The following is a 26,327-nucleotide window of genomic DNA, read 5'->3' on the forward strand; positions in this document are numbered from 1 at the left end:
TCAGACGGCCTTTTATAATTTAAGTGAATTTCAACCGGCTTTTTAAGAAATTGAAGAAATTGTCTATCATGTCGAACATGGTATTGCGGTCTTCGCCAAACAATGAAATGCTGCGGTCTTTGCTGATTCTGTCATAAGCGGCAAAAATGGTTTTCAGCTCTTCAGTGGTCAAGCGCAGTTGCTTTTCGTACAAGATGCGGCTTAAGAGCGTTACTTCCGTCGCGTTCAAATCAGGGAAGAGATGACTGATCCACAACTCCATGGTGTATTGGACGGATCTGCTGATTTTGTCTCTTTTTTTGCTTTCTTGAGTTTGATGTATCCTGTATGACAACAAAGGCTCGGGCAGGTTGGCAAAGGTTTTGCCATGTAGGGCGCATTGCACCCACATATGGAAATCGGGAGCGGTTTCTGTCGCGGTGTAGTTTATCCCGAGGTTTTTAATGCTGTCGTGCCGCCACATGGTGGTGGGGTTGAACATGTTTTGGGCGGCAAAGGAGAGAAAGGCTTTAATGTCTTTGTCGAGCAGGGGGAGGTCACTTAAAACGGGTTCTCTTCCGGTTTGGTCGTCGAAAAAGATGGTGGCTTGGCTGCCGACAATATCGATTTCGGGATGGCTGTCTAAGAATTGAATTTGTTTTTCAAAACGATCCAAGGCGCAAATATCGTCCGCGTCCATTCGTGCCACATATTCGACCTCTACGTCTTTGAGCAGATCCATGGCAAATTGGCAGGCAAACGGCTCACCCCTGTTTTCCGGAAGGTGGAAAATCTGCAAACGTGAATCTTTGGCTGCGTAAGCTTCGAGGATTTCACCGGTTTTGTCTGTTGAAGCATCGTTGATGGCGATGACGAAAAAGTCGCGGAATGTTTGATTCAATACCGAATCCAAGCATTCGGGCAAATAAGCTTCGGCACAATAGGCCGGCAAAATAACGGCGAGTTTCATGTTTGCTTTCGATGTGTTTTGATGTGTGGTTGTTGGAAGATTTTACTATAAATTTCCCAAAAGCTAAGGCCGTCTGAAACCTTATTTTCAAGTTTTCAGACGGCCTTAGTGTGAATCCGAGATACGGATTATTTAACGATTTGGTTCAATTCGCCTTTGGCGTATTTGGTTGCCATTTTTTCCAAAGAAATCGGTTTGATTTTGTCGGCTTGGCCTTCGCAACCGAATGCGAGGTAGCGGTCAAGACAGATTTGTTTCATGGCTTCGACGGTTTTGCTCAAGTATTTGCGCGGGTCGAATTCGGATGGGTTTTCTGCCATGAAGCGGCGGATAGCGCCGGTAGAGGCGAGGCGCAAGTCGGTATCGATGTTGACTTTGCGGACACCGTGTTTGATGCCTTCGACGATTTCTTCAACCGGTACGCCGTAGGTTTCACCGATTTTGCCGCCGTGTTCGTTGATGACTTTCAGCCATTCTTGCGGAACGGAGCTGGAGCCGTGCATCACGATGTGGGTATTAGGCAGGGCTTGGTGGATTTCTTTGATGCGGTCGATACGCAATACGTCGCCTGTGGGTGGACGGGTGAATTTGTATGCGCCATGGCTGGTGCCAACGGCAATCGCCAGTGCGTCAACGCCGGTATCTTTAACGAAACGTACGGCATCTTCAACGCTGGTCAGCATTTGGTCGTGGGAAAGTTTGCCCACTGCACCGACGCCGTCTTCTTCGCCGGCTTCGCCGGTTTCGAGGTTGCCCAATACGCCGATTTCGCCTTCAACGGACACGCCGCAAGCGTGGGAGAAGTTGACCACGGTACGGGTGGCGTTGACGTTGTATTCGTAAGAAGAAGGGGTTTTGCCGTCTTCCATCAGCGAGCCGTCCATCATCACGGAGGAGAAGCCCAGTTGGATGGAGCGTTGGCACACATCAGGAGATGCGCCGTGGTCTTGATGCATCACGACAGGGATGTGCGGGAATTCTTCGACTGCGGCCAAAATCAGATGGCGCAGGAATGGGGCACCTGCGTATTTGCGTGCGCCTGCGGATGCTTGAACGATAACGGGGGCGTTGACTTGGTCGGCCGCCTCCATAATGGCGCGCATTTGTTCGAGGTTGTTAACGTTGAATGCGGGCAGACCGTAGCTGTTTTCGGCTGCATGGTCCAATAATTGGCGCATGGATACGAGTGCCATGAGGAGCTCCTGAAGTAGTGAAGGGTAAATTTATCCGATAAATTATAATGTTTTTTGAAATGAAAAACTACAAGCTGTTACATTGTTTTTATATATTAACGAACAGGGTCTCGGTTTATAATGGCAGAGTATTGAAAACGGGTGTGCAAAATGGATAGGATTTCGGTGGCCGAGTGTGATAAGCCTTTGTTTCAGACGGCCTTGACGGTGCAGGTGGGCGATGTGAACTATGGCGGCCATCTGGCGAACGATGCGGTGTTGCGTTTGTGCCATGAAGTGAGGATGCGTTGGCTGGCGAAGCTGGGTTGGAGTGAAATGGACGCCGGAGGGGCAGGCCTGATTATGGCGGATGCGGCGGTGCAGTATTTGGCGCAAGGCCATCATGGCGATGAGCTGTCGGTGGAAATGGGAGCGTCGGGCGTGGCCGGTGTGGGCTTTTCTTTGCTATACCGTATCCGCAGGATTTCAGACGGCCTTGTGTTGGCGAAAGTGCAGACAGGCATGGTGTGTTTCGATTATGGCAAGCAGCGTGTCTGTCGTCTGCCTTCGGCCTTGAAAGCAGCATTGGAGGCCGTCTGAAATGGCGGAATCAAATAATTTTGCGCTTCATTTGGAACGCTATCTGAAAACCTTGCTGCAACAAGGCAAGTCGGAGCATACCGTTTCCGCTTATCGGCGCGATTTGAGTGAGTTGATGCGCCTGTTGCCCGATAATCTGGAAAACGGCCTGCCGACGCGCCGTGATTTTGTGGCGGTATTGAAAAAGCTGTCGCAAAAGGGCTTGAGCGAAAGCAGCTTGGCGCGGAAATTGTCGGTATGGCGGCAGTATTGCAGTTGGCTGGTGCAGATAGAAGTTATGGAAAGCGATCCGACATTTAATATGAAAGCGCCGCGCCTGCCCGAACGCCTGCCCAAAGCGCTGCCGCAAGAACCTTTAAACCATATTCTTGACCATGCTCCGGTTGATGATGAGTTGGACGTGCGAGATAAGGCCATGTTTGAATTGATGTATGGCAGCGGTTTGCGCCTGAGCGAGATACAAGGTTTGAATCTGGACGGTATTGTCTTGGGCGAAGGCTGGGTCAGTGTGAAGGGTAAAGGGGGCAAGCAGCGGCAAGTGCCTTTGGTGGGCAAGAGCATTGCGGCATTGCGCGATTATTTGGCAGTACGTATTGCCAAAGAGGGCGAGCAGGCCTTGTTCACCAATAAGAACGGCGGTAGGCTGGGGCAACGTCAAATCCAAAAACGCCTGCAGGCGTGGGCAGTGCGCGTGGGCAGCGCCAGCCATATCTCGCCGCACATGATGCGCCACAGCTATGCAACCCATCTTTTGCAGGCATCGGGCGATATCCGCGCTGTGCAGGAATTGTTGGGACACAGCAATCTTTCTGCTACGCAAGTTTATACAAAGCTGGATTTTGACCATTTGGCGCGTGTTTATGATGAAGCACACCCAAGGGCGAAACGGAAAAAATGATTTTGTTTGAATCAGGCCGTCTGAAAGAATGTTTTCAGACGGCCTGATGTTTTATGGATAAAAAATACAGATGATTTGAAACCATTTGAATTTTTATCGGTCTGATGAGGTTTCGATATTGGTTTAATGTGCGGATAGCATAAACGCCGGAAGAATAGGCTGTTTTGTCTTACCGCTTATCTTTTAAAACGACCTTTTGTTTGATAATATTAGTAATGAGAGCTAATATCATATTATGATATGCAGCCTTTAAAACAGCAGGTCTATAAACTTTCTCTATAAGCATTAATGCTTATTTTGACTGTAAAACGACTTGCAAACGGGAATTGTTGCTATTAACATAACGGAATTATGGATAAAAAACGAATTTTAACTCCAGCCGTCGTGACTTCCGTTGCGTTGATTCACGTCGGCTTGGTTGCACTTTTATGGCACGCGCACAAACCGCCTCCTGTCGAAATGGCGAATATTGAATTTGTCGATTTAGGCGATTTCGGCGGTGGCGACGGTAGTCCTGAGGGCGAAGGCGCACCTGCCGCCCCCGAGTCTACCCCCGAACAACCTAAACCCAAGCCGAAACCCAAACCTAAGCCTGTCGAGCCGCCCAAACCTGTTATCAAACCTGTGGTAACGAAAAAAGAAAAAGCGGATATCGTACAGCAAAAGGAAAAACCGAAACCTATTGAGAAACCTAAGCCCGAGCCTAAGCCGGAACCCAAACCTGAGCCGAAGCCCGAGCCAAAACCTGAACCAAAACCAGAGCCGAAGGCGGAACCTAAACTGTCTCCAAAAGCATCGGAATACTCAGGCAGCAAAACCGGGCCGAATACTGCTGAAAACGGTAAAGGCAACGGCGAAGGCAAAGCCTTGGGCGGAGAAGGTAGAGGTAACGGCGGCGGTACGAAAGGTACAGGCAGCGGCCGTGGCGAAGGCAGCGGATCCGGCAGCGGTGGTGCGAAAGGCGAACATGGCTCCGGTACCGGTGGCGGAGGTGGTGGCAGCGGTACAGGTGCCGGCAGCAGTAAAGGCAATCCTGCAAAAGGAACCTGCCATATTCCAAGACCTCCGTATCCTTCACTGTCCACTGAAAATGGTGAAGAGGGCTTGGTTGTTTTGAAAGTCTTGGTTGGTCCCGGCGGTAAAGTGGATTCAATTAGTGTGAATAAATCAAGTGGTTATAGTCGTCTGGATAATGCAGCGCGTAAAGCCGTTAAAGATGGTAGCTGTCATGCAAGCGTTTGGACTGAATTTAAAGTACCTGTCAAATTCACGCTCGAATAAGTATCTAGGCCTAAGCTGATTGATTAGAAATATATGCTGTTGGGAAATTTTTAAATGACCCGATAGAAATTTTAATTTTATTTTTAACTTGGAAAAATTATGGATTTAAGTTTAGTTTTCAAATCAGGTGATGTGGTACTGATTGGTGTATTTGTCCTGATGTTGTTGATGAGCGTGGTAACATGGAGCGTTATCGTGATCCGCTGCATCAAATACCGTAAAGCGAAAAAAGGCAATGCTCAGGTAAAAGAGTTGATGTTGAATGCGTTTACGCTGGCCGATGCTGTACAGAAAGCCAAAGCGGTAGAAGCACCGATGAGCAATGTTGCCGATGAGTCTCTGCGCGCATACCAAAACTACCGTCAAACGACAAGCAAATCGCTGATTGACGAATTGCCTTTGAACGAATACTTGGTTGTTCACATCCGCAACAGCATGTCCCAAACCATGCGTCAGTTCGACTACGGTATGACTGCTTTGGCCTCTATCGGCGCAACCGCTCCGTTTATCGGCCTGTTGGGTACTGTTTGGGGTATTTACCATGCCCTGATCGGCATCAGCGAAAGCGGTCAAATGAGCATTGCTGCGGTAGCCGGTCCGATTGGTGAGGCTTTGGTATCGACTGCCGTCGGCCTGTTTGTAGCGATTCCGGCTGTATTGGCGTACAACTTCCTCAATCGCGGTACGAAAACCATCGCGCAAGATATGGACGCATTTGCACATGACCTGCATGTCCGCCTTCTGAACCAAAAGGATTAAACCATGGCTTTCGGATCAATGAATTCCGGCGATGATGCGCCGATGTCGGATATCAACGTTACGCCTTTAGTGGACGTGATGCTGGTGTTGCTGATTGTATTTATGATTACCATGCCGGTGCTGACTCACTCGATTCCTTTGGAGTTGCCGACTGCTTCGGAAAAAGCGGCGAAAGAGGATAAGCAGCAGCCTAAAGATCCTTTGCGTTTGAGCATTGATGCCAGTGGTGCTTATGTCGTTGGTGGCGATTCCGATACCAAAGTGGATTTGGCAACGGTAACTGCCAAGCTGAAAGAAGCCAAAGCGAAAAACGAAGATGTGATTGTGGCGATTGCGGCGGATAAAGCGGTTGAATACGATTATGTCAACCAAGCCCTGCAAGCGGCGCGCGAAGCCGGTATCAGCAAAATCGGTTTTGTAACGGAAACCAAAGCGCAATAATCTTTTGAATACAGTAAAGGCCGTCTGAAATTTGAGTAAAGTTTCAGACGGCCTTTTGTTGTATTTGGTAACTATATGTCCAGGCTGTATAATTAGCGGATTAAATTGAATAATGACAATACAGGAACCACTATGACAGAAACCATCGAGCGCGACAGTATGCAATACGATGTCGTGATTGTCGGCGCAGGCCCGTCGGGTTTGTCCGCCGCCATCAAACTCAAGCAGCTTGCTGAAAAGAATGGACGCGAAATCAGTGTTTGTGTGGTGGAGAAGGGTTCGGAGGCCGGTGCGCACTCGCTTGCCGGTGCCATCATCGATCCGATTTCTTTGAATGAGCTGATTCCTGATTGGAAAGAAAAAGGCGCGCCGCTGACGCGTACAGTGACGAAAGACAGGGTTTTGTTCCTGACCGAGAAAAAAGCCTTCAACTTGCCGGTTACCCCGAATTTCGACAACCATGCGAACTACATCGCCAGCTTGGGCGAAGTTGTCCGCTGGCTGGCGGAGCAGGCGGAAAATTTGGGCGTGGAAATCTATCCGGGCTTTGCCGCTGCCGAAGTGCTGTATCACGAAGACGGTTCGGTCAAAGGCATTGCGACCGGCAATATGGGTGTGGGCAAAGACGGCGAACCGACCGATTCATTTCAGCCCGGCATGGAGCTTTGGGCGCAGCAAACCCTGTTTGCCGAAGGCTGTCGCGGTTCGCTTTCCAAGCAAGTCATTGAACAATTTAAGCTCGACCAAAACAGCGAGCCGCAAACTTACGGTTTGGGCATTAAAGAAATTTGGGAAGTGCCGTCTGAAAAACATCAGCCTGGTTTGGTGATGCACAGTGCAGGCTGGCCGTTGGACAGCAAAACCTACGGCGGTTCGTTTATTTATCATTTTGACGAAAACAAAGTCGCTGTCGGCTTTGTGGTCGGCTTGGATTATCAAAACCCTTATCTGTCGCCGTTTGAAGAGTTCCAACGTTTCAAAACCCATCCCGAAATCCGCAAAACCTTTGAAGGCGGCCGCCGTATTGCTTACGGCGCGCGTTCGCTGATTGAAGGCGGTTTGCAAAGCCTGCCGAAACTCTCGTTTAAAGGAGGCGTTTTGGTCGGCGATGCGGCTGGCTTCCTGAATATGCCGCGCATCAAAGGCATCCATACGGCCATGAAATCCGCCATGCTTGCTGCAGAAGCCGTGTTCCCTTTGTTGGAAAACCTCGAAGAAGTGGAAAGCTTCGACAGCGGCAAAGAAGCGGCCGATTATCAGCAACGCTTTGAACAAAGCTGGCTGTATCAAGAGCTTTACGCCGCGCGCAATGTCCGTCCGTCATTCAAATGGGGCGTTTACCTCGGCTCAATCTATACCGGTATCGACCAAATGATTTTCAGAGGCAAAGCCCCGTGGACTTTGAAACATCACGGCAAAGACAACGAGCAGCTCAAAAAAGCAGCCGAATGCAAGCCGATTGATTATCCGAAGCCCGACGGCGTGTTGACCTTCGACCGCTTAAGCAGCGTTTTCCTCGCCAACCTTGCGCACGAAGAAAACCAGCCCGACCATTTGGTGCTGAAAAATCCGCAGGTCATGATAGACGTAAACTACAAAGAATACGCCTCGCCCGAAACCCGCTATTGTCCGGCCGGCGTATATGAAATCGTCGAAGAAAACGGCAGTCCGCGCCTGCAAATCAACGCTGCCAACTGCGTCCACTGCAAAACGTGCGACATCAAAGACCCGACGCAAAACATCACTTGGATTTGCCCCGAAGGCGCAAGCGGGCCGAATTACGGCGGAATGTAATTGACTGTTTTAAAGTCAAAACCTAAAGGCCGTCTGAAAAGTTTCAGACGGCCTCTATCCTATTATTTCATCAATGGAAGCATTATGAACACGCACATTTGGCAGGCAGGCCGATTTGAAATCGCCTTAGACAAACCGAAAATCATGGGCATCGTCAATCTGACCCCCGATTCATTTTCCGATGGCGGAACCTATTCGCAAAATGTCCAAATAGCATTGGCACATGCCGAGCAGCTGCTGAAAGACGGCGCGGATATTCTCGATATCGGCGGCGAATCTACCCGCCCGGGTTCGGATGATGTTTCTCTCGAAGAAGAATGGGCCAGGGTGCAGCCGGTTTTGGCGGAAGTAGCCAAGTGGAATGTTCCCGTTAGCTTGGACACGCGCCGTACGGTAATTATGGAAAAAGCCTTGGCGCAAGGCGGCGTCGATATTATCAACGATGTTGCCGCATTGAGTGATGAAGGCGCAGTCGCATTGCTGGCACAACAGCCGAAGACAGGCGTGTGTCTCATGCACATGCAGGGTTTGCCTAAAACCATGCAGCTTAATCCGCAATATCAAGATGTCGTCGAAGAAGTCGCACGTTATTTAAAAGCACGCGCGGCAGAATGCGTTCAAGCAGGCATTGCCCCTGAACGCATCACGCTAGACCCAGGCTTCGGTTTCGGCAAAAACCTGCAACACAACATCACCCTGATAAAACATTTGCCTGAGTTGATGGACACAACTGGATTCCCACTTCTGATCGGCGTATCGCGCAAACGTATGATTGGCGAACTGACAGGCGAACAAGATGCCGCCAAACGCGTACACGGCAGCGTCGCAGCCGCATTGGCCACAGTCGCCCGAGGCGCGCAAATCATCCGTGTTCATGATGTCAAAGCAACGGCTGATGCCTTGAAAGTTTGGGAAGCATTGGGCGTATCGGCATAATGCCCGAATAGAAAACCAACAGGCCGTCTGAAACATTTGCCCAGCATCTTGAACAAGCAACAAGTTATGCTATAATCCGCATCTACTCTTGACGGGTCTGTAGCTCAGGGGTTAGAGCAGGGGACTCATAATCCCTTGGTCGTGGGTTCGAAACCCACCGGACCCACCAAATATTAAAAATGCCCGAGGCTTTTGGCTTCGGGCATTTTTGTATTTATTGGTTTGTGAAGGATTGGAATATAATGTCGAGTATAGCAATTCGGTTATGTCGTCCAATATGTTTTTTAGGGAAAATTCTTTTTAAAAAGAAGGAGTAGTTTGGTGGAGTTATTGCCTTATTTTCTGTTTTTTTTTTAGTATTTGTGTATTTTATTGTAATTATCATTAATCTAGTAATGCTATATAAAATATCAAAATTAGAAGGGATGAATGCGGGTTTTTTTGAATATCTGTTTATTGCTAGAAGAATGCAATTTAATTTTTTCAAGGTGCTGTTTGGAGTGCAAAAAATCTCCAATAAATTTTATTTGAAAGTATTAAGAATAAATTTTACGGTTGCTATGATTATTCTTATTTTAGGTTTTTCTATTGTCTTATATTCGACATATTTAGTATAAAAATTAACCTATCGAATGAAAGTCAGCTATTTAAGCTGTAGAGTGTTTTGTAAACCAATGCCGTCTGAAAATCGTCATTTCAGACGGTATTTTTAATTATTTAAGTAATACCATTTCAGTATGGCTGGATTGTTTTCAGACGGCCTGAAGATTTAGTCGGCCGTTCCGCGTATTTCGTTAATCGGGATGCGCGGTGTATAAAGTATGTCGTAAGTCGGCTTGTCCAGCAGATCTTGCAGTGAGTATTGATCTAAATGATTAAAGAAGGCTTTGATGGCGCCGGTGATGATACCGGTCAGTCGGCAGGAAGGGGTGATGAGGCATTCGTTGTTGTCGCCCATGCATTCGACGACCTGCATCGGCTCAAGATGGCGTACAACTGCACCGATATTGATGTTTTCAGGATTGTCTGCCAAGCGCAAACCGCCGCCTTTGCCGCGCACGCTGACCAGAAAACCGCCTTTGACTAATGAGGTAACCACTTTCATCAAATGGCTTTTGGAAATATTGTAAGTCTCGGCAATGGTGCCGATATTGACGAGGGTGTCGTCGTTGATGGCGGTATAAACCAATACGCGCAATCCGTAATCGGTATGTTGGGTCAGATACATGGCTGGCTCTTTAGATATTTTTATTATATGTCAAAAGCGTAGTGCTTGGAGAGGGGCTGTTTGACTTTATGTGGGATTGGGTTTCATAATATCTGAAACATTTGAATTAATCCAGTTTGACAAACTGTTACCATTATAACGAACTTATGAAGCCCTTGAAACGCCATCCTGCCTTAATAGAACTTTCCCGCGAACATCATGGCTCGCTGTCGTTGTGTGTCCGCCTCCTGCGTACGCCGGAGCAAAGCCATCAAGCGGAGCTGGATCCTCATTTTGTGGAGCTTGAGCCACATTTTTTGGAGGAGGAAACCATGTTTGCGCCGTATTGGGATAAGGTTGATCCGGCGTTGAGGCAGCGTTTTGAAGGCGATCATGCCAAGCTGCGTGCGATGATGGCTCATCCTGAATATATGAATGAATCATGGAATAAGGATTTTGCGGTAACTTTGCGCGATCATGCGCGTTTTGAGGAACGCGAGCTTTTTCCTGCGATTGAACCTTTTTTGCCTTTGCCTGAGAATGTGTAATAGGGAAGGGAATCGATGGCCGTCTGAAAAGTTTCAGACGGCCTCTGTTGCTGTTTTATGATGATATAAAAATTGAAGGAACCACCATGAACGATTTGTTCAAACATCCTGTATGGGCAATGGCCTTCCGCCCGTTTTACTCGTTGGCGGCTTTGTATGGCGCATTGTCTATATTGCTTTGGGGCTTCGGCTATCAGGGTACGCCTGAATTGCCGGGTTTGTATTGGCATGCCCATGAAATGATTTGGGGCTACGCCGGATTGGTTGTCATTGCATTCTTGCTGACGGCCGTGGCAACTTGGACTGGCCAGCCGCCTACACGCGGTAAGGCGTTGGCAGGTTTGACCGCATTTTGGCTGCTTGCGCGTTTGTGTGCGTTTATTCCCGGCTGGGGTGCGACGGCAAGCGGTATATTCGGTACGATCTTTTTCTGGTATGGCGCGGTGTGCATGGCTTTGCCGGTAATCCGTTCTCAAAATAAGCGCAACTATGTTGCCGTATTTGCTATTTTTGTTTTGGGTGGCACCCATTTCGCGTTCCATATGAAAATGCAGCCGTTTGATGCCATCGCGCTGATGACCGGTTTGCAATCCGGTTTGATTATGGTGGCCGGATTTATCGGTTTGATCGGTATGCGGATTATCTCGTTCTTTACGTCCAAGCGCCTGAATGTGCCGCAAATTCCCAGCCCTCAATGGGTAGCGCACGCTTCACTTTGGCTGCCTATGCTGACCGCCATGCTGATGGCGCATAACATTTTGCCGGGACTGGCCGCGTTGTTTGCTCTGGCTGCCGGTGTGATTTTTACCGTGCAGGTGTACCGCTGGTGGTATAAAGCCGTGCTGAAAGAGCCTATGCTTTGGATTTTGTTTGCCGGCTATCTGTTTACCGGCTTGGGTTTGATTGCGGTCGGTCTTTCCTATTGGATTTCAAGTTTCCTGAATTTGGGCGTACACCTTATCGGCGTTGGCGGTATCGGCGTGCTGACTTTGGGCATGATGGCGCGAACTGCGCTTGGCCATACCGGCAACTCCATTTATCCGCCGCCTAAAGTGGTTCCTGTTGCCTTTTGGTTGATGATAGCCGCAACGGTTGTCCGTGTTTTGGCAACCTTTGTGAGCGGTACAGCATATACGCACAGTATCCGTTGCTCCGCCGCTTTGTTTGCCGCTTCTTTGTTGTTGTACGCATGGAAATATATTCCTTGGTTGATCCGTCCGCGTTCGGATGGTCGTCCGGGTTAATGGTTTGGCAAAATGAAAAGGCCGTCTGAAAATTTTCAGACGGCCTTTATTTCTTGATAACACAAAAGCCTTTCAACGTATGAAAGGCTTTCATTGAGACTGTGGCCTCGCCAACAGGAATCGAACCTGTATTTTACGCTTAGGAGGCATACGTTCTATCCGTTGAACTATGGCGAGGCGGTAAAGGAGGGGATTTTAAACCTTTCCGGCAAAAAAAGACAATAAGCCGGCGGCAATCAAAGGGCCGACCGGAATACCGCCGATAAAGGCAACGCCGATGACTGTGCCGATTAATAATCCGGTTACCAAAACAGGCTGTTCGCTCATCAATGGAACGCCGCGTCCGGCAAGCCAGGCAACCAAAATGCCGATAAGGACGGCGGCAATCATTTTGAAATTGATAAACTCAGAAACCGGCGGAATTTGGATTTTACCGGAAACCAGCGGGCTCAATACACCGATGGTCAGCAGGATGATGCCCAGGTGCAAACCGTGTTTTTCCACCAAGGGAAGATATTGTGACAAGGCCGTCTGCTGCATGAGCAGCAATACCGCTGCCGAAATCGTAATCGAGTTGTTGTTGCTGACAACGCCCAAAAAAATCAGCGTAACCAGAAACAAAGGGACAAAGCTGAAATTCATCGGATTAAGATACTCGGGCCAAGGATTCTTTTGCCAGTTGGATCATGGCATCTTTGACTTCGCTGTCAGGCAACACGTCCAATGAAGCGATGGCTTTGTCGACGGCTTTTTTCGCCTCGGAAATCGAATACGGCAAAGCGTCGGAGTTGACGACATAGTCGTGGATTTTTTCAAAATAGCTGCGGTCGGCATTTTCCAAAGCGTGGCGCACATCGTTTGCAGCCTGCTCGGAGCCGTTTCGCATCAGGTAAATCAATGGCAGGGTAGGTTTGCCTTCTGCCAAATCGTCGCCGACGTTTTTGCCGATTTCATCGGTTTCGCCTGAGTAGTCCAATACATCGTCAATGATTTGGAAAGCCGTACCGACGTACATGCCGTAGTCTTTCAAGGCTTGCTCGTGTTCGGGGGTAGCCTTGCCCAAAATTGCGCCGACTTGCGCGGCCGCTTCAAACAGTTTTGCTGTTTTGTATTGGATAACTTGGACGTATTGCTCTTCGGTAATATCCGTATTGCCGATGTTCATCAGCTGCATGACTTCGCCTTCGGCGATGATGTTGGTCGCATCTGCCATCACTTCCAAGATACGCATGCTGCCAGAATCAACCATCAGTTGGAAGGCGCGTGTATAGAGGAAGTCGCCGACCAAAACAGCCGCCGCGTTGCCGAAGAGGTTGTTTGCGGTTTTACGGCCGCGGCGCAAATCGCTTTCATCGACGACATCGTCGTGCAGGAGGGTGGAGGTGTGGATGAATTCCACCATCGCTGCCAGCGAGTACAGTTTTTCATCGTCATGCCCGACTGCTTTGCCTGCCAAAATGGTAATAATCGGACGCAGGCGCTTACCGCCCGCGCTGATGATGTATGTGCCGATTTGCGAAATCAGTGCGACATCAGATTGAACAGCTTGGTTGATGACCGCATTAACTTTGGCAAGGTCATCGGGCAGGTGGCGTTGGAAGTAAGGCAGGTTTTCGAGCATAAAACATTCTCTGTTGATAAAACGGAGCGGAGGCTCCAATGAATCTGTTTAAACCCGTACATTCGGTCGGGGTAATAACGTTGCATAAAGATATCAGCAATCCAGCGCGTGATTATATCAGTTAAAAAGCATGCAACATATCTTTCAGACGGCCTTTTCACTTGTAAATAAAATAAATTTTGACAAAACAGGCAAATAGAAATAGAATAGCTCGTTTCGCACATGGTGTGCGGAATGTTAACCTAATTCTCATGGAGTTGAGTATGTACGCGGTCGTAAAAACCGGCGGTAAACAATACAAAGTTTCCGTTGGCGAAAAATTGAAAGTAGAACAGATACCAGCCGAACTCGACAGCCAAATCGAACTGACTGAAGTTTTGATGATTGCTGACGGCGAATCTGTAAAAGTAGGCGCACCTTTTATCGAAGGCGCAAAAGTAACAGCTAAAGTCGTTGCTCATGGTCGTGGCGAGAAAGTACGCATTTTCAAAATGCGTCGTCGCAAACACTACCAAAAACGCCAAGGCCATCGCCAAAATTTCACCCAAATCGAAATCGTGGCAATCGCCTAATTTCAAGTAAGTTCAGGAGTATTACAAATGGCAAGTAAAAAAGCAGGCGGTAGCACCCGCAACGGTCGCGATTCAGAAGCCAAACGCTTGGGCGTTAAAGCTTACGGCAACGAGCTGATTCCGGCAGGCTCTATCATCGTTCGTCAACGTGGTACTAAATTCCACGCAGGTGACAACGTAGGTATGGGCAAAGACCACACTTTGTTTGCTAAAGTCGACGGTTACGTTGAATTCAAAACCAAAGGCGCGCTGAACCGTAAAACCGTCAGCATCCGTCCTTACACCGGTTCTGAAGAATAATCGTTTTACGATTGAAAGCCGCATTCCTTTTCGGAATGCGGTTTTTGTTTGTCAGGCTGTTTTGTCTGTTTGATAAAATCCGTATGTCGTGAAGCTTGATTTATATTAAGGTCAAAGTAAAAACGCGCTTACAATCGATGGCCTTTGTTTTATTCTATCGACTCTTTCTATATAATCTATCAAATGCCTTTGATTTACCCTCATGTAGCTAAACACAGTAAACTTAAGGCCGTCTGAAAAAATCCGTATCAGTTGAATACAAGGAATTCCTCCCATGAGCTTACACAGTGATATTCTCGTCGTCGGCGCAGGCCCTGCCGGATTAAGTTTTGCCGCAGAGTTGGCTGGAAGCGGTTTGAACATAACCCTGATTGAAAGAAGTCCTTTAGAAGTGTTGCAAAATCCGCCGTATGACGGCCGTGAAATCGCACTGACACACTTGTCGCGCGAAATCATGCAGCGATTGGGTATGTGGGATTTGATTCCAAAAGACGAAATTTATCCTTTGCGCGATGCCAAAGTGTTGAACGGCCATTCCGATTACCAGCTCCACTTCCCGCAACCGACTCAGGCGCGCGGCGAGCCTGCAGACTGCTTGGGCTATTTGATTTCTAACCACAATATCCGCAAAGCCGCTTATGAAGTCGTGTCCAAATTGGACAACGTGAAAATTCTGACCGGCACCAATGTTAAAGAAGTCAAAACTTCTGACGATGAGGCGCAAGTTATTTTGGAAAGCGGCGAAGTATTGACCGGCCGTCTGTTGTTGGCCGCGGATAGCCGCTTCTCGCAAACGCGCCGTCAACTGGGCATTTCTTCCGATATGCACGATTACAGCCGTACCATGTTTGTGTGCCGCATGAAGCATACTCTGTCCAACCTGCATACTGCATATGAATGCTTCCACTACGGCCGCACCATTGCGTTGCTGCCTTTGGAAGAACACTTGACCAATACAGTGATTACGGTGGACAGCGATAAAGCTGAAACGATTAAAAATATGTCGCCGGAAGAATTGGCAGCCAGTGTGAAAGAACAACTCAAAGGCCGTTTGGGCGATATGGAATTGGTCAGCACCATTCACAATTATCCTTTGGTCGGCATGATTGCCCAACGTTTCTACGGCAAACGCAGCGCGTTGATCGGCGATGCCGCAGTCGGTATGCATCCAGTTACTGCGCACGGTTTCAACTTGGGTCTGGCAAGTGCTGATCTTTTGGCTAAATTGGTGCTTGAAGCCGAGCAACGCGGTCAGGATATTGGTGCGAAGAGCCTGCTGGAAAAATACAGCACCAAGCATATGCTCCACGCCCATCCGATTTACCACGGCACCAATATGTTGCTGAAACTCTTTACCAATGAAACTGCTCCGGCAAAACTGCTGCGCAGTTTGGTATTGCGTGCAAGCAATAACTTTCCGCCGCTGAAAAAACTGATTACCAAGCAATTGACCGGTTAATCATTTGAAAATATAAAAGGCCGTCTGAACGATTACAGTTTCAGACGGCCTTGTTTTTTATCTACTGCTTATTCGGCTAAAACCGATTCGGGCATTTCTTGACGGACGTTTAAGGAAGTCAGTTTTTTGGTCAAGATGCTCAATACGATGCCGTAGGCAGGCAGGAAGAAGAGGGTGCAGATGGCGAGTTTGAACAGATAATCGACAAATGCGATGCCCTGCCAGTTTGCCGCCATAAATTCATCGTTGCTGGCGTAAAAGGCAATGGCGAAAAATACCAGCGTGTCCAAAGCGTTGCCGACAACGGTGGAAGCGGTGGGGGCAATCCACCATGATTTCAGACGGCGTAATCTGTTGAACACAAAAATATCGAGGATTTGCCCGAGCGCATAGGCGGAAAAGCTGGCCAATGCGATACGACCGACGAAGGTGTTAAATTTGGTTAAAGATGCCCAGCCTGTCCAGTTGCCGTCATGAAAGAGGACGGAGAAGACGTAAGAGAGCAGCAGGGCGGGGAACATCACCCAAAAAATAATCCGTCTTGCCAACGGCGCGCCAAAAATGCGTACGGTCAGGTCGGTAGCGAGGAAGATAAAGGGGAAGGAAAATGCGCCCCAAGTGGTAAAAATACCGAAAATTTGAAAGGGGAACTGCACCAGATAGTTGCTGGCGGCAATAATAAAAATATGGAAAAGCACCAGCCAGAAGAGCGCTTTCTTCTGCTGTGCGGCAGTAAATTCGTACATGGGAATCTTTCAGAAGTTTTTCAGACAGCATGAAGCCTTGCGAGACTGTGCAATAGAGAAAGTCATGCAATGAAAAGGGCGTTAGGCCGTCTGAACGGGATTATTGTGCATCGTGTTTAAACAGGCGTTTGCGTGCCAAAGCTTCAAACTCTGTGCCTGCTTTGCCGTAGTTGGCAAACGGATGAATGGCGATGCCGCCGCGCGGTGTGAATTCGCCGAATACTTCGATGTATTTCGGATCCATCAGGGCGATGAGGTCTTTCATGATGATGTTGACGCAGTCTTCATGGAAGTCGCCGTGGTTGCGGAAGCTGAAGAGATAGAGTTTCAGTGATTTGCTTTCCACCATTTTGATATGGGGGATGTAGCGGATGTAGATGGTGGCAAAGTCGGGCTGGCCGGTCATCGGGCAGAGGCTGGTGAACTCGGGGCAGACGAATTTGACGAAATAGTCGTTGTCGGGGTGTTTGTTGTCGAACGCTTCCAAAATTTCAGGCGCGTATTCGCTTGGGTATTGGGTTTTCTGGTTGCCCAAAAGGGAGATGCCTTGCAGCTCTTCATTGTTGCGGGACATGAGGTTTCCTTAGTTTTTTAATGTGGGAGGTTTTCGAACCACGGGGTGCGGATTGTAATATAAATTGCATGACTTGTGCGGATTTTATAGCGATGAATCAGCAGGATAGGTTTCAGACGGCCTGTTTTGTATTTTATGAAACCTGTTTTCCGCTTTACAATAGCAACCAATCAACAGGCCGTCTGAAAGTTTTGTATGTCTTTAGCTCAACCCAAACGTATTCTGATCATCAAATTGCGCCATCATGGCGATGTGCTGTTGAGCACGCCAGTGGTCGATGCGCTGAAAACCCGTTTCCCCGATTGCGAAATTGATATGCTGGTGTATGCCGGTACGGAGCAGCTGATTGCCGATAATCCGCAGATTGCGCAGATTTTTACCATTGATCGAAATTGGAAGAAGTTGGGCGTATTCAAGCAGTTGGCGTGTGAGAAAAACCTTTTGTCTAAGCTGAAGGCACGCGATTACGACTGGGCTTTCAACCTGTCCGACCAATGGCGCGCGGCGGTAATCGCCAAACTGTGCGCCCGTTGTAGCGTGGGTTTGGACTGCATCAAGCGTGACGGTTTCTGGTGGCGTTTCTGTCATGATTTTATCAACCATGAGCTGGATACCAGCCATCATATCGTTGAAAACCAATTGAATATCCTTGCGCCGCTTATCCAGCCGGAAAACGTGGCCGATGCGAAGGTACGCCTTTGGGTGGCACAAGATGCAAGGGAAAGTATGCGGCAGAAATTGCATGAGCAGGGGTGGAGCGGCGAAGATTATGTGTTGCTGCACCCGGGTGCGCTTTGGCATTTCAAATGTTGGGAAGACGGCAAAAACGCCGCCATCGTACAGCTTCTGCTCAACAGCAGACAGAATGTCGTATTGACTGCTTCTCCAGACACTGTCGAGCAATACATGCTTCAGGAAATTATAGGTCGTCTGAATATTCCGGAGGGCAGAAAAGTATATGTGTTGTCCGGATGCTTGAGCCTGCGTGAATTGGCGGCGGCTATTGAGGGCGCCAAGCTGTTTGTCGGTGTCGATTCCGCACCGATGCACATCGCCGCTGCTTTGGATAAACCGCAAATCGCCTTGTTTGGCGCGTCATGGGTGGATAAATGGCGTCCGTATTCTGAGCAGGCCGAAGTCATTTATGCCGGCGATTATGCCGAATTACCCAACCCCGACAGTATCGACACCAACGATCCGACACGTTTGTTGAAAGCGATTCCTTTGCAGGATGTGTGGGATAGAATTTCGGCTAAATTGGAAGCGTTGGAGGCTTAAAACCGTTTACCACGATCCGTTAAACGTTTTAGCTTTGCGCCAAAATGCCCATTTGGAACGGCGGCCGATTTCCAGCGTGCCGCCGTTTTCGCCGTCTGTAGTAATGCACACGGTTTTCAGACGGCCTGAAGCGAGTGCGTCCCATAAAGGCGCAAACCAACGGGTTTCCCAGCCTTCCAAAATATCTTTGTATGCCCAAACATCGCCTGTCTGTAAGGTGGAAACCAAGTTGTCCAAAAAGATAAGGCCGTCTGAAACCGTGTTGCCTGTTTCTTGAACCATCTCAAACCAAGCCTTTAAATCATACGGCGCATCGAGGTTGGGCGTATCTGAAAAACGCGCCCATGCGCTGTCTGAGGCGACGATATCCGCAGATTGTGTACCGTCCGCATCATTCCACAGCCACAAACCGTTGATTTCCGGCAATCCTTGTTGTTCACGCGCTTGGTTAATCGGATGCGTGTGGAGAAACATTTGGATTTCCGTCTGCATGGCCAACCAGGACACCGCATCTTTGCCGTGTGCCTGACCGTCCATTTCCGGCTGCCCGCACACATCTAAAACACATTCCGCGCCCCAATCTTCAATCTTCGGCATACTGAGCAGCCACATGCTTTCGCAAAGCGGCTCGAATTGCCAATCTTTATCTTGATAAAACGCCGACAAATCCGCACATAACCGTTGAGCCTCCTCTTTTTGGATGCCGATAAACTCGCCGCTGATAATGTTGACATGGTGCATGCCCATCTGTTGCCAAACCGGAGAGGCAAAAGCGGCTGTGCGTTTTTGGCTTGTGTGGCGTAAACGTTGCACTTGGGCAATGAGGTTGCCGCTCCACAAATGACGGCCGTAAAATTCAGACGGCCTGAGTGTTTCTTTGCGTAATGTGCCGTAACGTAAAAGACGGTTAAAAGCAGGTAAGGCAAGCTCAGGGACGGATTCGTCGGCAAAGCGGTTGAGCGAGGGGAGGGCGAGGGTCAGCTTCATAAGCGCAAATAGATAGAAAAACCGTTATTTTACGCGACAAATGATGCGTTTCGGAACCTTGCCCTCACGTACTCAAAAAGAGCCGTTCAGACGGCCGGTTTGGAAAAAACGGGCTGTCATGCTAGAATGCGTGGCGTAAATTTCAGAAAAACAGGGTGTAAATCAACACAATAGCCCTGATAATAACGTCAATCTCAAACACGACCTCATTCATTCCGAATGAAAACCTGATTTTCAGATCGGAAAAAAGACTCAAAGTCCTTTATCCCCAAAACTGTTTAAACCAGCAGGCGGTCGCGGCAGGCCGGATGTGCCGGCATTCTGCAAACTTCAAAAACAGACCGCCCCATTAAGGATAACGCGTGATTAAAAACAAATATTCCACTCGATTCAAAGCAACCCTCTTAGCGTTTCTGCTGCCGGCTTCAGGCATCATGACCGCATACGCCATTACCGACCCTCAACCTGCACAAACTGATTTCAAAGTCGAGCGTATTTCCGAAGAGCTGCCTGCCGTTTATGTGGAAACCAATACCTATCAATCCAGCTATTGGGCGCAAGAAGCCGTCCAAGCCGGCGACTCTTTGGCAGACGTTTTGACGCGCATGGGTGTCAACCAAGAAGACATCAAGCAAATCATGGCGAAAAACAATGCCAACCTCGACATGAAAAACCTGCGGACCAACCAATCCGTCAACATCCGCATCGATTCTTCAGGCCAAGTGACCGACGTTCAATTCTTTACCGATGAAGAATTGGAACGCAACTTGGTGGCTTTGGAAAAAGTCAAAGGCAAATGGCGCATCTCCAATGCCGAAATCGACATGAAAACCATGCCGACCCTGCGCTCCGTGCAAATCCGCACTTCCGCCATCGGCGATATGCTCCGTGCCGAAATCCCTTCCGAAGTGTATATCCAGCTCAAAGAAATCTTTGCCGATTCGTTTAATATGAGCGACTTGGGCGAAGGCGATACCGTGCGTCTTTTGTACAACAGCATGTATTTCCGCGGCCAGCAAATGGCGGTCGGCGATATTTTGGCGGCTGAAGTGGTTAAAGACGGCAAAACCTACCAAGCCTATTATTACAGCCAAGGCAAAGGCGACGAAGAAAGCGGTAGCTACTACGACCAAAACGGTAAGTCCCTGCAACAAAAAGAAGGCTTTAATACCGAGCCTGTTGCATACACGCGCATTTCTTCCCCGTTCGGCTACCGTGTCCACCCGGTTCTGCATACCGTCCGTATGCACACCGGTATCGACTATGCCGCGCCGACCGGTACGCCGATTAAGGCCGCTGCCGACGGCGAAGTGATTTTCAAAGGTTGGAAAGGCGGCTACGGTAATACCGTGATGATTCGCCATGCCAACGGTGTGGAAACCCTGTACGGCCACATGAGCGCGTTCAGCCCTGCCGATGGCAGAGTCCGTGCCGGCGAAGTGATTGGTTTTGTCGGTACAACCGGCCGTTCGACCGGTCCGCACCTGCACTACGAAGCACGCGTCAACGGCCAGCCGGTCAACCCGACTACCGTCGCCCTGCCGACGCCGAAATTGACCCCGACCAATATGGCCGCGTTCCGCAAACAGCAAAAAGATGCCAGCACGATGTTGTCTACCATTCGCTCTTTGCCGGTTTCCGTAGCGCAGCTGGATTAAATTAAGATAAAGGCCGTCTGAATAAGGTTTCTTTCAGACGGCCTTTTCCATTAAAATCGATACCTCAACGCCCACGTTTACTCAGAGAAAGCTTATGTCTGCTCATCAGCCCATTATTCAATCCCTGCTTGATACCGACCTGTACAAATTCACCATGCTGCAAGTCGTGTTGCACCAATTCCCGCAAACCCACAGCCTCTACGAATTCCGCTGCCGCAACAAAGAGATGGTGTATCCGCTGGCCGATATTCAAGAAGACTTGGAACGCGAACTCGACGCCCTGTGTCAGCTGCGCTTTACCCATGACGAACTCGACTATCTGCGCAGCCTGCGCTTTATCAAAAGCGACTTTGTCGATTATCTCGAACTTTTCCAACTCCAACGCCGCTTCGTCCAAGTCAGCCCTGACGATCAAGGCCGTCTGAACATCCGCATCGAAGGCCCGATGATACAGGCGATGTTCTTCGAGATTTTCATTCTTGCCATCGTCAATGAACTCTATTTCCGCCGCTTGGAAACGCCTGCCGTCATCGAAGAGGGTGAGCGCCGTTTGCAGGCCAAAGCGCAACAGCTGAAAGAAATCGCGGCCACTCAAAATCCGAATGATCCGCCGTTCCTTATTTCCGATTTCGGCACCCGCCGCCGCTACACCCTTGCATGGCAGGAACACGTTATCCGTACCTTATTAGAAGCCGCTCCCGATATCGTGCGCGGTACCAGTAACGTTTATCTGGCCAAAAAACTCGGCATCACACCCATCGGCACCATGGCGCACGAGTTCCTCCAAGCCTTCCAAGCCTTGGACGTACGTTTGCGCAATTTCCAAAAAGCCGCGCTGGAAAGTTGGGTGCACGAATACCGCGGCGACCTCGGTATCGCCTTGACCGACGTGGTCGGCATGGATGCTTTCTTACGCGACTTTGACCTTTACTTCGCCAAACTCTTCGACGGTCTGCGCCACGACAGCGGCGATCCTTATGTTTGGGGCGACAAAGCCTACGAGCATTACAAAAAACTCAAAATCGACAGCCGCACCAAAATGCTGACCTTTTCAGACGGCCTCGATATTGAGCGTTCATGGGCGTTGCACCAATACTTCAAAGACCGTTTCAAAACCAGTTTCGGTATCGGTACCAACCTGACCAACGATTTGGGACACACACCTTTGAACATTGTCTTGAAGCTTGTCGAGTGTAACGGCCAATCCGTCGCCAAGCTCTCCGACTCCCCGGGCAAAACCATGACCACCAACAACACCTTCCTCGCTTACCTGCGCCAAGTGTTTGACGTACCGGAGCCGGAAGAGAAAGCCTAAAAACAAAGGCCGTCTGAAATGTTCAGACGGCCTTTTTAATTAATCCATATCGCTTTCGGGTAATTCTGCTGAACCCATGCGGCGTAAGATGATATTGGTTTTGTTGTGCATCCGTTTGCTCTTAGGATGGTCTGCGTAAAACAGCGGAGCCGGAACGCGAGCCGTGAGTTTAGCGGCTTGTTGGCGGGTGAGGGCGGAGGCAGGTTTCTTGTAGAAATACTGGGACGCAGCTTCCGCGCCGAATACGCCGTAGTGCCATTCGATTGAGTTCAGATACAGCTCGAAAATTCGGTCTTTGTCGGTAACCGCTTCCATCATCGCGGTAATTGCCGCTTCTTCGCCTTTGCGGATGTAGCTGCGGCTTTCGTTGAGAAACAGGTTTTTCGCCAGTTGTTGGCTGATGGTCGAACCGCCGGCTTTGACTTCGCCGCTTTGCTTATTGCGTTTCATGGCGTATTTGATGCCGTTCCAGTCAAAGCCGCTGTGTTCGGCAAAGTTGGCGTCTTCGGAAGCAATCAGGGCTTTTTTGAGGTTGACGGAGATTTGGTCGTAAGGCACCCAGCGGTAATCCAGATCGACATCGCGACCTTCTTTTGCAAACTGGCTCATGCGCATGGACATGAAGGCGGTTTTGCTGGGCGCGACGGCGCGGTAGGTAATGATGTTGCCGTACACATAAGCGTTGAAGAAAATGAAGATGCCGATGGGCAGGGCAATCAGCCATTTAATGATGCGGAACATGGTTACAGGGCTTTCATGTATTCGATAACAGGGCGGATATCGGGCGTAAATCCGCGCCAAATATGGTAAGAAGCGGCAGCCTGACCGACCAGCATGCCCAGGCCGTCTGAAACTTCGGCCGCGCCGCTGCTTTGGGCAAAGTTCAAAAACGCCTGTGCCGCTTCGCCGTAAACCATATCGTAGGCAAGGCGGCAGCCGCGGAAAATTTCAGGGCTGACGGCAGGAAGCTGACCGCTCAAGCCGCCGGACGAGCCGTTGATGATGATATCAAAACCGCCGTTCAAATCCGCCATCGGGACGGCTTCAATGCCGAAAAGCTGCGCCAATTCCTCGGCTTTGGAGTGGGTACGGTTGGCAATGACGATACGGGCAGGGCGGTGTTCTTTCAAAACCGGAATCACGCCGCGCACCGCGCCGCCTGCGCCCAAAAGCAAAATGGTTTTGCCCTCGATGGCAATGTTTTTAACCTGCGTGATGTCGTTGGCCAAACCGATACCGTCAGTGTTGTCGCCGCGTATTTTGCCGTCTTCCAACCACACCAGCGTATTGACCGCGCCGGCAGCCAAGGCGCGGTCGGAATGTTCGTCCGCCAGCGCAAAAGCTTCCTGCTTGAACGGAACAGTTACATTCGCACCTCGCCCGCCCTCGGCACGAAACGCCGCAACAGCCTCGGCAAAACCGCCGATTTCGGCACAAATGCGCTCATATTCGATGGCCGCGCCTTCCTGCAGTGCAAACTGCTGATGGATTTGCGGCGATTTACTGTGGGCGACGGGGTTGCCGAAAACGGCGTAACGGGGGAGGGTAGTCATGGTCGTGTTCCAAAAGACGGGACGGCTATTTTATAACGGCGGCGTACAGATGGAAACGATACCGTCTGAAACGGTTGTCAGGTAGCATGATGGAATATTTGTTTCTTGAAAAAAAAAGTCATTTTTTTACAATTTAACTTTATTTTGTTGATAAGGACGAAAGGGACGGACATGAAAAAGATGTTGTGCTTGGCAGTATTTGCATTAGGGTTGGCAACGCCGGCGGTGGCGGAAGATTGGGTGTTGCTAGGTATTAACAGTAACAATACTACCATATTTGGTGATGCAGACAGCCGTACGGACAATAGTGCATGGTTTGAAACAAGGTACGCCAAGCCGAAAAAGATGATTAGCAATGGAAAATTTTATAATACAGCTAAAGCGTTGGAAGAAATGGATTGCAGTGGTAAACGTTTTAGGGCTTTGACAGTAACGTGGTATTCCGAATCGGGAAACCCTATCGGTTCTTATACACCATCCTATGCCGAATGGAGTTATGTTATTCCCGGTACGGGTGGAGAGAGTGTGTACAAATTTGTCTGCAACCACGATTCTCGTTGACCATTTTCAAATCAAACAACAGATGCCGTCTGAACTGCTTTCAGACGGCATCTGTTTTGTCGGCATTCGGACAAAAGGGCGGGCATTCCGCTTTTGAACAGACAAACCGAAGCATATTGTTGACAATCTTGCCGTCTGAAACTATATTTCATTGCGTAAAAACGGGTGCCCTGATGTATTTCAGACGGCCTTACCGTGGTAGAATAACAACTTAAACCCAATCCCTCAGGAGCTGAAGATGTCCATCAAAGACGCTGTAAAACTGATTGAAGAAAGCGAAGCCCGCTTCGTAGATTTGCGCTTTACCGATACCAAAGGCAAGCAGCACCACTTTACCATCCCCGCCCGCATCGTCCTCGACGATCCCGAAGAATGGTTTGAAAACGGTCAAGCGTTTGACGGTTCGTCCATCGGCGGTTGGAAAGGTATTCAGGCTTCCGATATGCAGTTGCGTCCCGATGCGTCTACAGCCTTCGTCGATCCTTTCTACGACGATACTACCGTTGTCTTTACCTGTGATGTCATCGATCCGGCCGACGGCCAAGGCTATGACCGCGACCCCCGCTCTATCGCACGCCGCGCCGAAGCTTACTTGAAATCTTCCGGTATCGGCGACACCGCCTATTTCGGCCCCGAGCCTGAATTCTTCGTTTTTGACGGCGTAGAATTTGAAACCGATATGCACAAAACCCGTTACGAAATCACTTCCGAAAGCGGCGCATGGTCAAGCGGCCTGCACATGGACGGTCAAAATACCGGCCACCGTCCGACCGTCAAAGGCGGTTACGCACCTGTTGCGCCGATTGACTGCGGTCAAGACCTGCGTTCTGCCATGGTCAATGTTTTGGAAGAACTCGGCATCGAAGTGGAAGTTCATCACGCCGAAGTCGGCACCGGCAGCCAAATGGAAATCGGCACCCGTTTCGCTACTTTGGTTAAACGCGCCGACCAAACCCAAGACATGAAATATGTGATTCAAAACGTTGCCCACAACTTCGGCAAAACCGCCACATTCATGCCCAAACCCATCATGGGTGACAACGGCAGCGGTATGCACGTTCACCAATCCATTTGGAAAGACGGTCAAAACCTGTTCTCAGGCGACGGCTATGCCGGTTTGTCCGATACTGCCCTTTATTACATCGGCGGCATCATTAAACACGCCAAAGCCCTGAACGCGATTACCAATCCGTCCACCAACTCTTACAAACGCCTCGTGCCGCACTTTGAAGCACCGACCAAACTGGCGTATTCCGCCAAAAACCGTTCCGCTTCCATCCGCATTCCGTCCGTGAACAGCAGCAAAGCACGCCGCATCGAAGCGCGTTTCCCTGACCCAACCGCCAACCCATACTTGGCATTTGCCGCTTTGTTGATGGCCGGTTTGGACGGTATTCAAAACAAAATCCATCCGGGCGACCCTGCCGATAAAAACCTGTACGACCTGCCACCGGAAGAAGATGCATTGGTGCCGACCGTTTGCGCTTCTTTGGAAGAAGCACTGGCCGCCCTCAAAGCCGACCATGAATTCCTCCTGCGCGGCGGCGTATTCAGCAAAGACTGGATCGACAGCTACATCGCCTTCAAAGAAGAAGACGTACGCCGCATCCGCATGGCGCCGCATCCGCTGGAATTTGAAATGTATTACAGCCTGTAAAACAGCTGAAACATTTTAAATAGGAAATCAAAGGCCGTCTGAAACTGGATTTGAAGTTTCAGACGGCCTTTAGGCTTGAAATAAATGGGGTGCTCGAATTGGGTATGATAGCGAGAAGCAATGAATCATGCTGTTTGAAAACCTTTATGGAATCGGTACTGCGTGTTAAATTTCAGCATGACAGGCCTTTTATTAAAGATATTCGCCATTACTTTAT

27 protein-coding genes, 2 tRNA genes and 1 riboswitch are annotated in these 26,327 nt (G+C 49.4%); of the genes, 18 read left to right on the forward strand and 11 right to left on the reverse strand.

The features are described 5' to 3' along the window. Positions 1-19: 19 nt before the first annotated feature. Together ACTHTS_RS06970 and fba are read right to left on the reverse strand one after the other, a co-directional pair. Complete coding sequence (locus tag ACTHTS_RS06970) at positions 20-949, reverse strand: glycosyltransferase family 2 protein (protein WP_440369613.1); 930 nt, start codon at positions 947-949, stop codon at positions 20-22. A gap of 128 nt (positions 950-1,077) precedes the next feature. Then, positions 1,078-2,142 (reverse strand): class II fructose-bisphosphate aldolase, encoded by a 1,065-nt coding sequence (gene fba / locus ACTHTS_RS06975; RefSeq protein WP_003686828.1) that lies wholly within the window; start codon positions 2,140-2,142, stop codon positions 1,078-1,080. Between the two features lie 150 nt (positions 2,143-2,292). Here fba and ACTHTS_RS06980 point away from each other — a divergent pair, with 150 nt between their 5' ends. The 8 genes from ACTHTS_RS06980 to ACTHTS_RS07015 all read left to right on the forward strand — a co-directional run bounded on the left by ACTHTS_RS06980 (position 2,293) and on the right by ACTHTS_RS07015 (position 8,999). Beyond that, positions 2,293-2,721, forward strand: coding sequence for an acyl-CoA thioesterase (locus tag ACTHTS_RS06980; protein WP_440369614.1), 429 nt, complete (start codon positions 2,293-2,295; stop codon positions 2,719-2,721). A 1-nt stretch (position 2,722) separates the two neighbouring features. Beyond that, on the forward strand, positions 2,723-3,619 hold the full coding sequence (locus tag ACTHTS_RS06985; protein ID WP_440369615.1) for a tyrosine recombinase XerC: 897 nt from the start codon (positions 2,723-2,725) through the stop codon (positions 3,617-3,619). 351 nt (positions 3,620-3,970) lie between these two features. Continuing rightward, positions 3,971-4,900 (forward strand): energy transducer TonB, encoded by a 930-nt coding sequence (locus ACTHTS_RS06990; protein WP_440369616.1) that lies wholly within the window; start codon positions 3,971-3,973, stop codon positions 4,898-4,900. Positions 4,901-4,999: 99 nt separating this feature from the next. Then, entirely contained in the window at positions 5,000-5,659 is a 660-nt protein-coding gene (locus ACTHTS_RS06995) for a MotA/TolQ/ExbB proton channel family protein (RefSeq protein ID WP_049332314.1), read from the forward strand. Between the two features lie 3 nt (positions 5,660-5,662). Next, positions 5,663-6,100 (forward strand): ExbD/TolR family protein, encoded by a 438-nt coding sequence (locus tag ACTHTS_RS07000; RefSeq protein WP_003686804.1) that lies wholly within the window; start codon positions 5,663-5,665, stop codon positions 6,098-6,100. Positions 6,101-6,232: 132 nt separating this feature from the next. Continuing rightward, positions 6,233-7,894: an electron transfer flavoprotein-ubiquinone oxidoreductase gene (locus ACTHTS_RS07005; protein ID WP_285071206.1), complete on the forward strand. Its 1,662-nt coding sequence runs from the start codon at positions 6,233-6,235 to the stop codon at positions 7,892-7,894. A gap of 84 nt (positions 7,895-7,978) precedes the next feature. Beyond that, complete coding sequence (gene folP / locus ACTHTS_RS07010) at positions 7,979-8,830, forward strand: dihydropteroate synthase (protein ID WP_440369617.1); 852 nt, start codon at positions 7,979-7,981, stop codon at positions 8,828-8,830. 93 nt (positions 8,831-8,923) lie between these two features. Continuing rightward, positions 8,924-8,999: transfer RNA gene (locus ACTHTS_RS07015), tRNA-Ile, on the forward strand. 600 nt (positions 9,000-9,599) lie between these two features. Here the strand turns inward: ACTHTS_RS07015 and ACTHTS_RS07020 are convergent. Further along, a complete protein-coding gene (locus tag ACTHTS_RS07020) occupies positions 9,600-10,058 on the reverse strand; it encodes an RrF2 family transcriptional regulator (RefSeq protein ID WP_004518811.1) in 459 nt (152 codons plus the stop codon). A gap of 146 nt (positions 10,059-10,204) precedes the next feature. Between ACTHTS_RS07020 and ACTHTS_RS07025 the strand changes: the two genes are divergently transcribed. Together ACTHTS_RS07025 and ACTHTS_RS07030 are read left to right on the forward strand one after the other, a co-directional pair. Continuing rightward, positions 10,205-10,585 (forward strand): hemerythrin domain-containing protein, encoded by a 381-nt coding sequence (locus ACTHTS_RS07025; protein ID WP_070459407.1) that lies wholly within the window; start codon positions 10,205-10,207, stop codon positions 10,583-10,585. Positions 10,586-10,671: 86 nt separating this feature from the next. After that, complete coding sequence (locus ACTHTS_RS07030; RefSeq protein WP_440369618.1) at positions 10,672-11,829, forward strand: NnrS family protein; 1,158 nt, start codon at positions 10,672-10,674, stop codon at positions 11,827-11,829. Positions 11,830-11,931: 102 nt separating this feature from the next. Here the strand turns inward: ACTHTS_RS07030 and ACTHTS_RS07035 are convergent. The 3 genes from ACTHTS_RS07035 to ispB form a co-directional block, all read right to left on the reverse strand. Beyond that, positions 11,932-12,006: transfer RNA gene (locus ACTHTS_RS07035), tRNA-Arg, on the reverse strand. A gap of 18 nt (positions 12,007-12,024) precedes the next feature. Beyond that, positions 12,025-12,471: a DUF441 domain-containing protein gene (locus ACTHTS_RS07040; protein ID WP_070504343.1), complete on the reverse strand. Its 447-nt coding sequence runs from the start codon at positions 12,469-12,471 to the stop codon at positions 12,025-12,027. A 4-nt stretch (positions 12,472-12,475) separates the two neighbouring features. Further along, positions 12,476-13,450, reverse strand: coding sequence for an octaprenyl diphosphate synthase (gene ispB, locus ACTHTS_RS07045; protein ID WP_440369619.1), 975 nt, complete (start codon positions 13,448-13,450; stop codon positions 12,476-12,478). A gap of 263 nt (positions 13,451-13,713) precedes the next feature. Here ispB and rplU point away from each other — a divergent pair, with 263 nt between their 5' ends. The 3 genes from rplU to ubiM all read left to right on the forward strand — a co-directional run bounded on the left by rplU (position 13,714) and on the right by ubiM (position 15,781). Beyond that, positions 13,714-14,022 (forward strand): 50S ribosomal protein L21, encoded by a 309-nt coding sequence (gene rplU, locus ACTHTS_RS07050; RefSeq protein ID WP_002216394.1) that lies wholly within the window; start codon positions 13,714-13,716, stop codon positions 14,020-14,022. Positions 14,023-14,049: 27 nt separating this feature from the next. After that, on the forward strand, positions 14,050-14,322 hold the full coding sequence (rpmA, locus tag ACTHTS_RS07055; RefSeq protein ID WP_002212328.1) for a 50S ribosomal protein L27: 273 nt from the start codon (positions 14,050-14,052) through the stop codon (positions 14,320-14,322). A 274-nt stretch (positions 14,323-14,596) separates the two neighbouring features. Continuing rightward, on the forward strand, positions 14,597-15,781 hold the full coding sequence (gene ubiM / locus ACTHTS_RS07060; RefSeq protein WP_440369620.1) for a 5-demethoxyubiquinol-8 5-hydroxylase UbiM: 1,185 nt from the start codon (positions 14,597-14,599) through the stop codon (positions 15,779-15,781). 68 nt (positions 15,782-15,849) lie between these two features. Here the strand turns inward: ubiM and ACTHTS_RS07065 are convergent, their stop codons facing one another. Both ACTHTS_RS07065 and queF read right to left on the reverse strand, forming a co-directional pair. Further along, positions 15,850-16,527 (reverse strand): 7-cyano-7-deazaguanine/7-aminomethyl-7-deazaguanine transporter, encoded by a 678-nt coding sequence (locus ACTHTS_RS07065; protein WP_440369621.1) that lies wholly within the window; start codon positions 16,525-16,527, stop codon positions 15,850-15,852. 100 nt (positions 16,528-16,627) lie between these two features. Further along, on the reverse strand, positions 16,628-17,101 hold the full coding sequence (gene queF / locus ACTHTS_RS07070) for a preQ(1) synthase (protein ID WP_254322376.1): 474 nt from the start codon (positions 17,099-17,101) through the stop codon (positions 16,628-16,630). A 3-nt stretch (positions 17,102-17,104) separates the two neighbouring features. Next, a riboswitch (PreQ1 riboswitch) is annotated at positions 17,105-17,149 on the reverse strand. A 147-nt stretch (positions 17,150-17,296) separates the two neighbouring features. Between queF and rfaQ the strand changes: the two genes are divergently transcribed. Further along, positions 17,297-18,379: a putative lipopolysaccharide heptosyltransferase III gene (gene rfaQ / locus ACTHTS_RS07075; protein ID WP_440369622.1), complete on the forward strand. Its 1,083-nt coding sequence runs from the start codon at positions 17,297-17,299 to the stop codon at positions 18,377-18,379. A 6-nt stretch (positions 18,380-18,385) separates the two neighbouring features. Here rfaQ and ACTHTS_RS07080 read toward each other — a convergent pair whose 3' ends face one another. Then, entirely contained in the window at positions 18,386-19,366 is a 981-nt protein-coding gene (locus tag ACTHTS_RS07080; protein WP_440369623.1) for a hypothetical protein, read from the reverse strand. Positions 19,367-19,728: 362 nt separating this feature from the next. On the opposite strand from ACTHTS_RS07080, the gene ACTHTS_RS07085 reads away from it, so the two are divergent. Continuing rightward, entirely contained in the window at positions 19,729-21,024 is a 1,296-nt protein-coding gene (locus tag ACTHTS_RS07085; protein WP_070734840.1) for a M23 family metallopeptidase, read from the forward strand. Between the two features lie 94 nt (positions 21,025-21,118). Continuing rightward, a complete protein-coding gene (gene pncB / locus ACTHTS_RS07090; RefSeq protein ID WP_070712162.1) occupies positions 21,119-22,339 on the forward strand; it encodes a nicotinate phosphoribosyltransferase in 1,221 nt (406 codons plus the stop codon). 39 nt (positions 22,340-22,378) lie between these two features. On the opposite strand, the gene mtgA is transcribed toward pncB, so the two are convergent. Together mtgA and aroE are read right to left on the reverse strand one after the other, a co-directional pair. Next, positions 22,379-23,080, reverse strand: a complete 702-nt coding sequence (gene mtgA, locus ACTHTS_RS07095; protein ID WP_440369624.1) for a monofunctional biosynthetic peptidoglycan transglycosylase — start codon at positions 23,078-23,080, stop codon at positions 22,379-22,381. A gap of 2 nt (positions 23,081-23,082) precedes the next feature. Further along, positions 23,083-23,892, reverse strand: coding sequence for a shikimate dehydrogenase (gene aroE, locus ACTHTS_RS07100; RefSeq protein WP_440369625.1), 810 nt, complete (start codon positions 23,890-23,892; stop codon positions 23,083-23,085). 171 nt (positions 23,893-24,063) lie between these two features. Between aroE and ACTHTS_RS07105 the strand changes: the two genes are divergently transcribed. Continuing rightward, on the forward strand, positions 24,064-24,453 hold the full coding sequence (locus tag ACTHTS_RS07105; RefSeq protein ID WP_440369626.1) for a surface-adhesin E family protein: 390 nt from the start codon (positions 24,064-24,066) through the stop codon (positions 24,451-24,453). 238 nt (positions 24,454-24,691) lie between these two features. Beyond that, positions 24,692-26,110 (forward strand): type I glutamate--ammonia ligase, encoded by a 1,419-nt coding sequence (glnA, locus tag ACTHTS_RS07110; protein WP_049328869.1) that lies wholly within the window; start codon positions 24,692-24,694, stop codon positions 26,108-26,110. The last annotated feature ends 217 nt before the right edge of the window (positions 26,111-26,327 follow it).

Source organism: Neisseria sp. P0019.S003 (assembly GCF_051957115.1).
GTDB lineage: Bacteria > Pseudomonadota > Gammaproteobacteria > Burkholderiales > Neisseriaceae > Neisseria > Neisseria flavescens_D.

What these genes read in the sequence shown, in the direction of transcription:
- ACTHTS_RS06970 (WP_440369613.1), bottom strand. Translation starts at nt 949, where the DNA reads ATGAAACTCGCCGTTATTTTGCCGGCCTATTGTGCCGAAGCTTATTTG.
- fba (WP_003686828.1), bottom strand. Translation starts at nt 2,142, where the DNA reads ATGGCACTCGTATCCATGCGCCAATTATTGGACCATGCAGCCGAAAAC.
- ACTHTS_RS06980 (WP_440369614.1), top strand. Translation starts at nt 2,293, where the DNA reads ATGGATAGGATTTCGGTGGCCGAGTGTGATAAGCCTTTGTTTCAGACG.
- ACTHTS_RS06985 (WP_440369615.1), top strand. Translation starts at nt 2,723, where the DNA reads ATGGCGGAATCAAATAATTTTGCGCTTCATTTGGAACGCTATCTGAAA.
- ACTHTS_RS06990 (WP_440369616.1), top strand. Translation starts at nt 3,971, where the DNA reads ATGGATAAAAAACGAATTTTAACTCCAGCCGTCGTGACTTCCGTTGCG.
- ACTHTS_RS06995 (WP_049332314.1), top strand. Translation starts at nt 5,000, where the DNA reads ATGGATTTAAGTTTAGTTTTCAAATCAGGTGATGTGGTACTGATTGGT.
- ACTHTS_RS07000 (WP_003686804.1), top strand. Translation starts at nt 5,663, where the DNA reads ATGGCTTTCGGATCAATGAATTCCGGCGATGATGCGCCGATGTCGGAT.
- ACTHTS_RS07005 (WP_285071206.1), top strand. Translation starts at nt 6,233, where the DNA reads ATGACAGAAACCATCGAGCGCGACAGTATGCAATACGATGTCGTGATT.
- folP (WP_440369617.1), top strand. Translation starts at nt 7,979, where the DNA reads ATGAACACGCACATTTGGCAGGCAGGCCGATTTGAAATCGCCTTAGAC.
- ACTHTS_RS07020 (WP_004518811.1), bottom strand. Translation starts at nt 10,058, where the DNA reads ATGTATCTGACCCAACATACCGATTACGGATTGCGCGTATTGGTTTAT.
- ACTHTS_RS07025 (WP_070459407.1), top strand. Translation starts at nt 10,205, where the DNA reads ATGAAGCCCTTGAAACGCCATCCTGCCTTAATAGAACTTTCCCGCGAA.
- ACTHTS_RS07030 (WP_440369618.1), top strand. Translation starts at nt 10,672, where the DNA reads ATGAACGATTTGTTCAAACATCCTGTATGGGCAATGGCCTTCCGCCCG.
- ACTHTS_RS07040 (WP_070504343.1), bottom strand. Translation starts at nt 12,471, where the DNA reads ATGAATTTCAGCTTTGTCCCTTTGTTTCTGGTTACGCTGATTTTTTTG.
- ispB (WP_440369619.1), bottom strand. Translation starts at nt 13,450, where the DNA reads ATGCTCGAAAACCTGCCTTACTTCCAACGCCACCTGCCCGATGACCTT.
- rplU (WP_002216394.1), top strand. Translation starts at nt 13,714, where the DNA reads ATGTACGCGGTCGTAAAAACCGGCGGTAAACAATACAAAGTTTCCGTT.
- rpmA (WP_002212328.1), top strand. Translation starts at nt 14,050, where the DNA reads ATGGCAAGTAAAAAAGCAGGCGGTAGCACCCGCAACGGTCGCGATTCA.
- ubiM (WP_440369620.1), top strand. Translation starts at nt 14,597, where the DNA reads ATGAGCTTACACAGTGATATTCTCGTCGTCGGCGCAGGCCCTGCCGGA.
- ACTHTS_RS07065 (WP_440369621.1), bottom strand. Translation starts at nt 16,527, where the DNA reads ATGTACGAATTTACTGCCGCACAGCAGAAGAAAGCGCTCTTCTGGCTG.
- queF (WP_254322376.1), bottom strand. Translation starts at nt 17,101, where the DNA reads ATGTCCCGCAACAATGAAGAGCTGCAAGGCATCTCCCTTTTGGGCAAC.
- rfaQ (WP_440369622.1), top strand. Translation starts at nt 17,297, where the DNA reads ATGTCTTTAGCTCAACCCAAACGTATTCTGATCATCAAATTGCGCCAT.
- ACTHTS_RS07080 (WP_440369623.1), bottom strand. Translation starts at nt 19,366, where the DNA reads ATGAAGCTGACCCTCGCCCTCCCCTCGCTCAACCGCTTTGCCGACGAA.
- pncB (WP_070712162.1), top strand. Translation starts at nt 21,119, where the DNA reads ATGTCTGCTCATCAGCCCATTATTCAATCCCTGCTTGATACCGACCTG.
- mtgA (WP_440369624.1), bottom strand. Translation starts at nt 23,080, where the DNA reads ATGTTCCGCATCATTAAATGGCTGATTGCCCTGCCCATCGGCATCTTC.
- aroE (WP_440369625.1), bottom strand. Translation starts at nt 23,892, where the DNA reads ATGACTACCCTCCCCCGTTACGCCGTTTTCGGCAACCCCGTCGCCCAC.
- ACTHTS_RS07105 (WP_440369626.1), top strand. Translation starts at nt 24,064, where the DNA reads ATGAAAAAGATGTTGTGCTTGGCAGTATTTGCATTAGGGTTGGCAACG.
- glnA (WP_049328869.1), top strand. Translation starts at nt 24,692, where the DNA reads ATGTCCATCAAAGACGCTGTAAAACTGATTGAAGAAAGCGAAGCCCGC.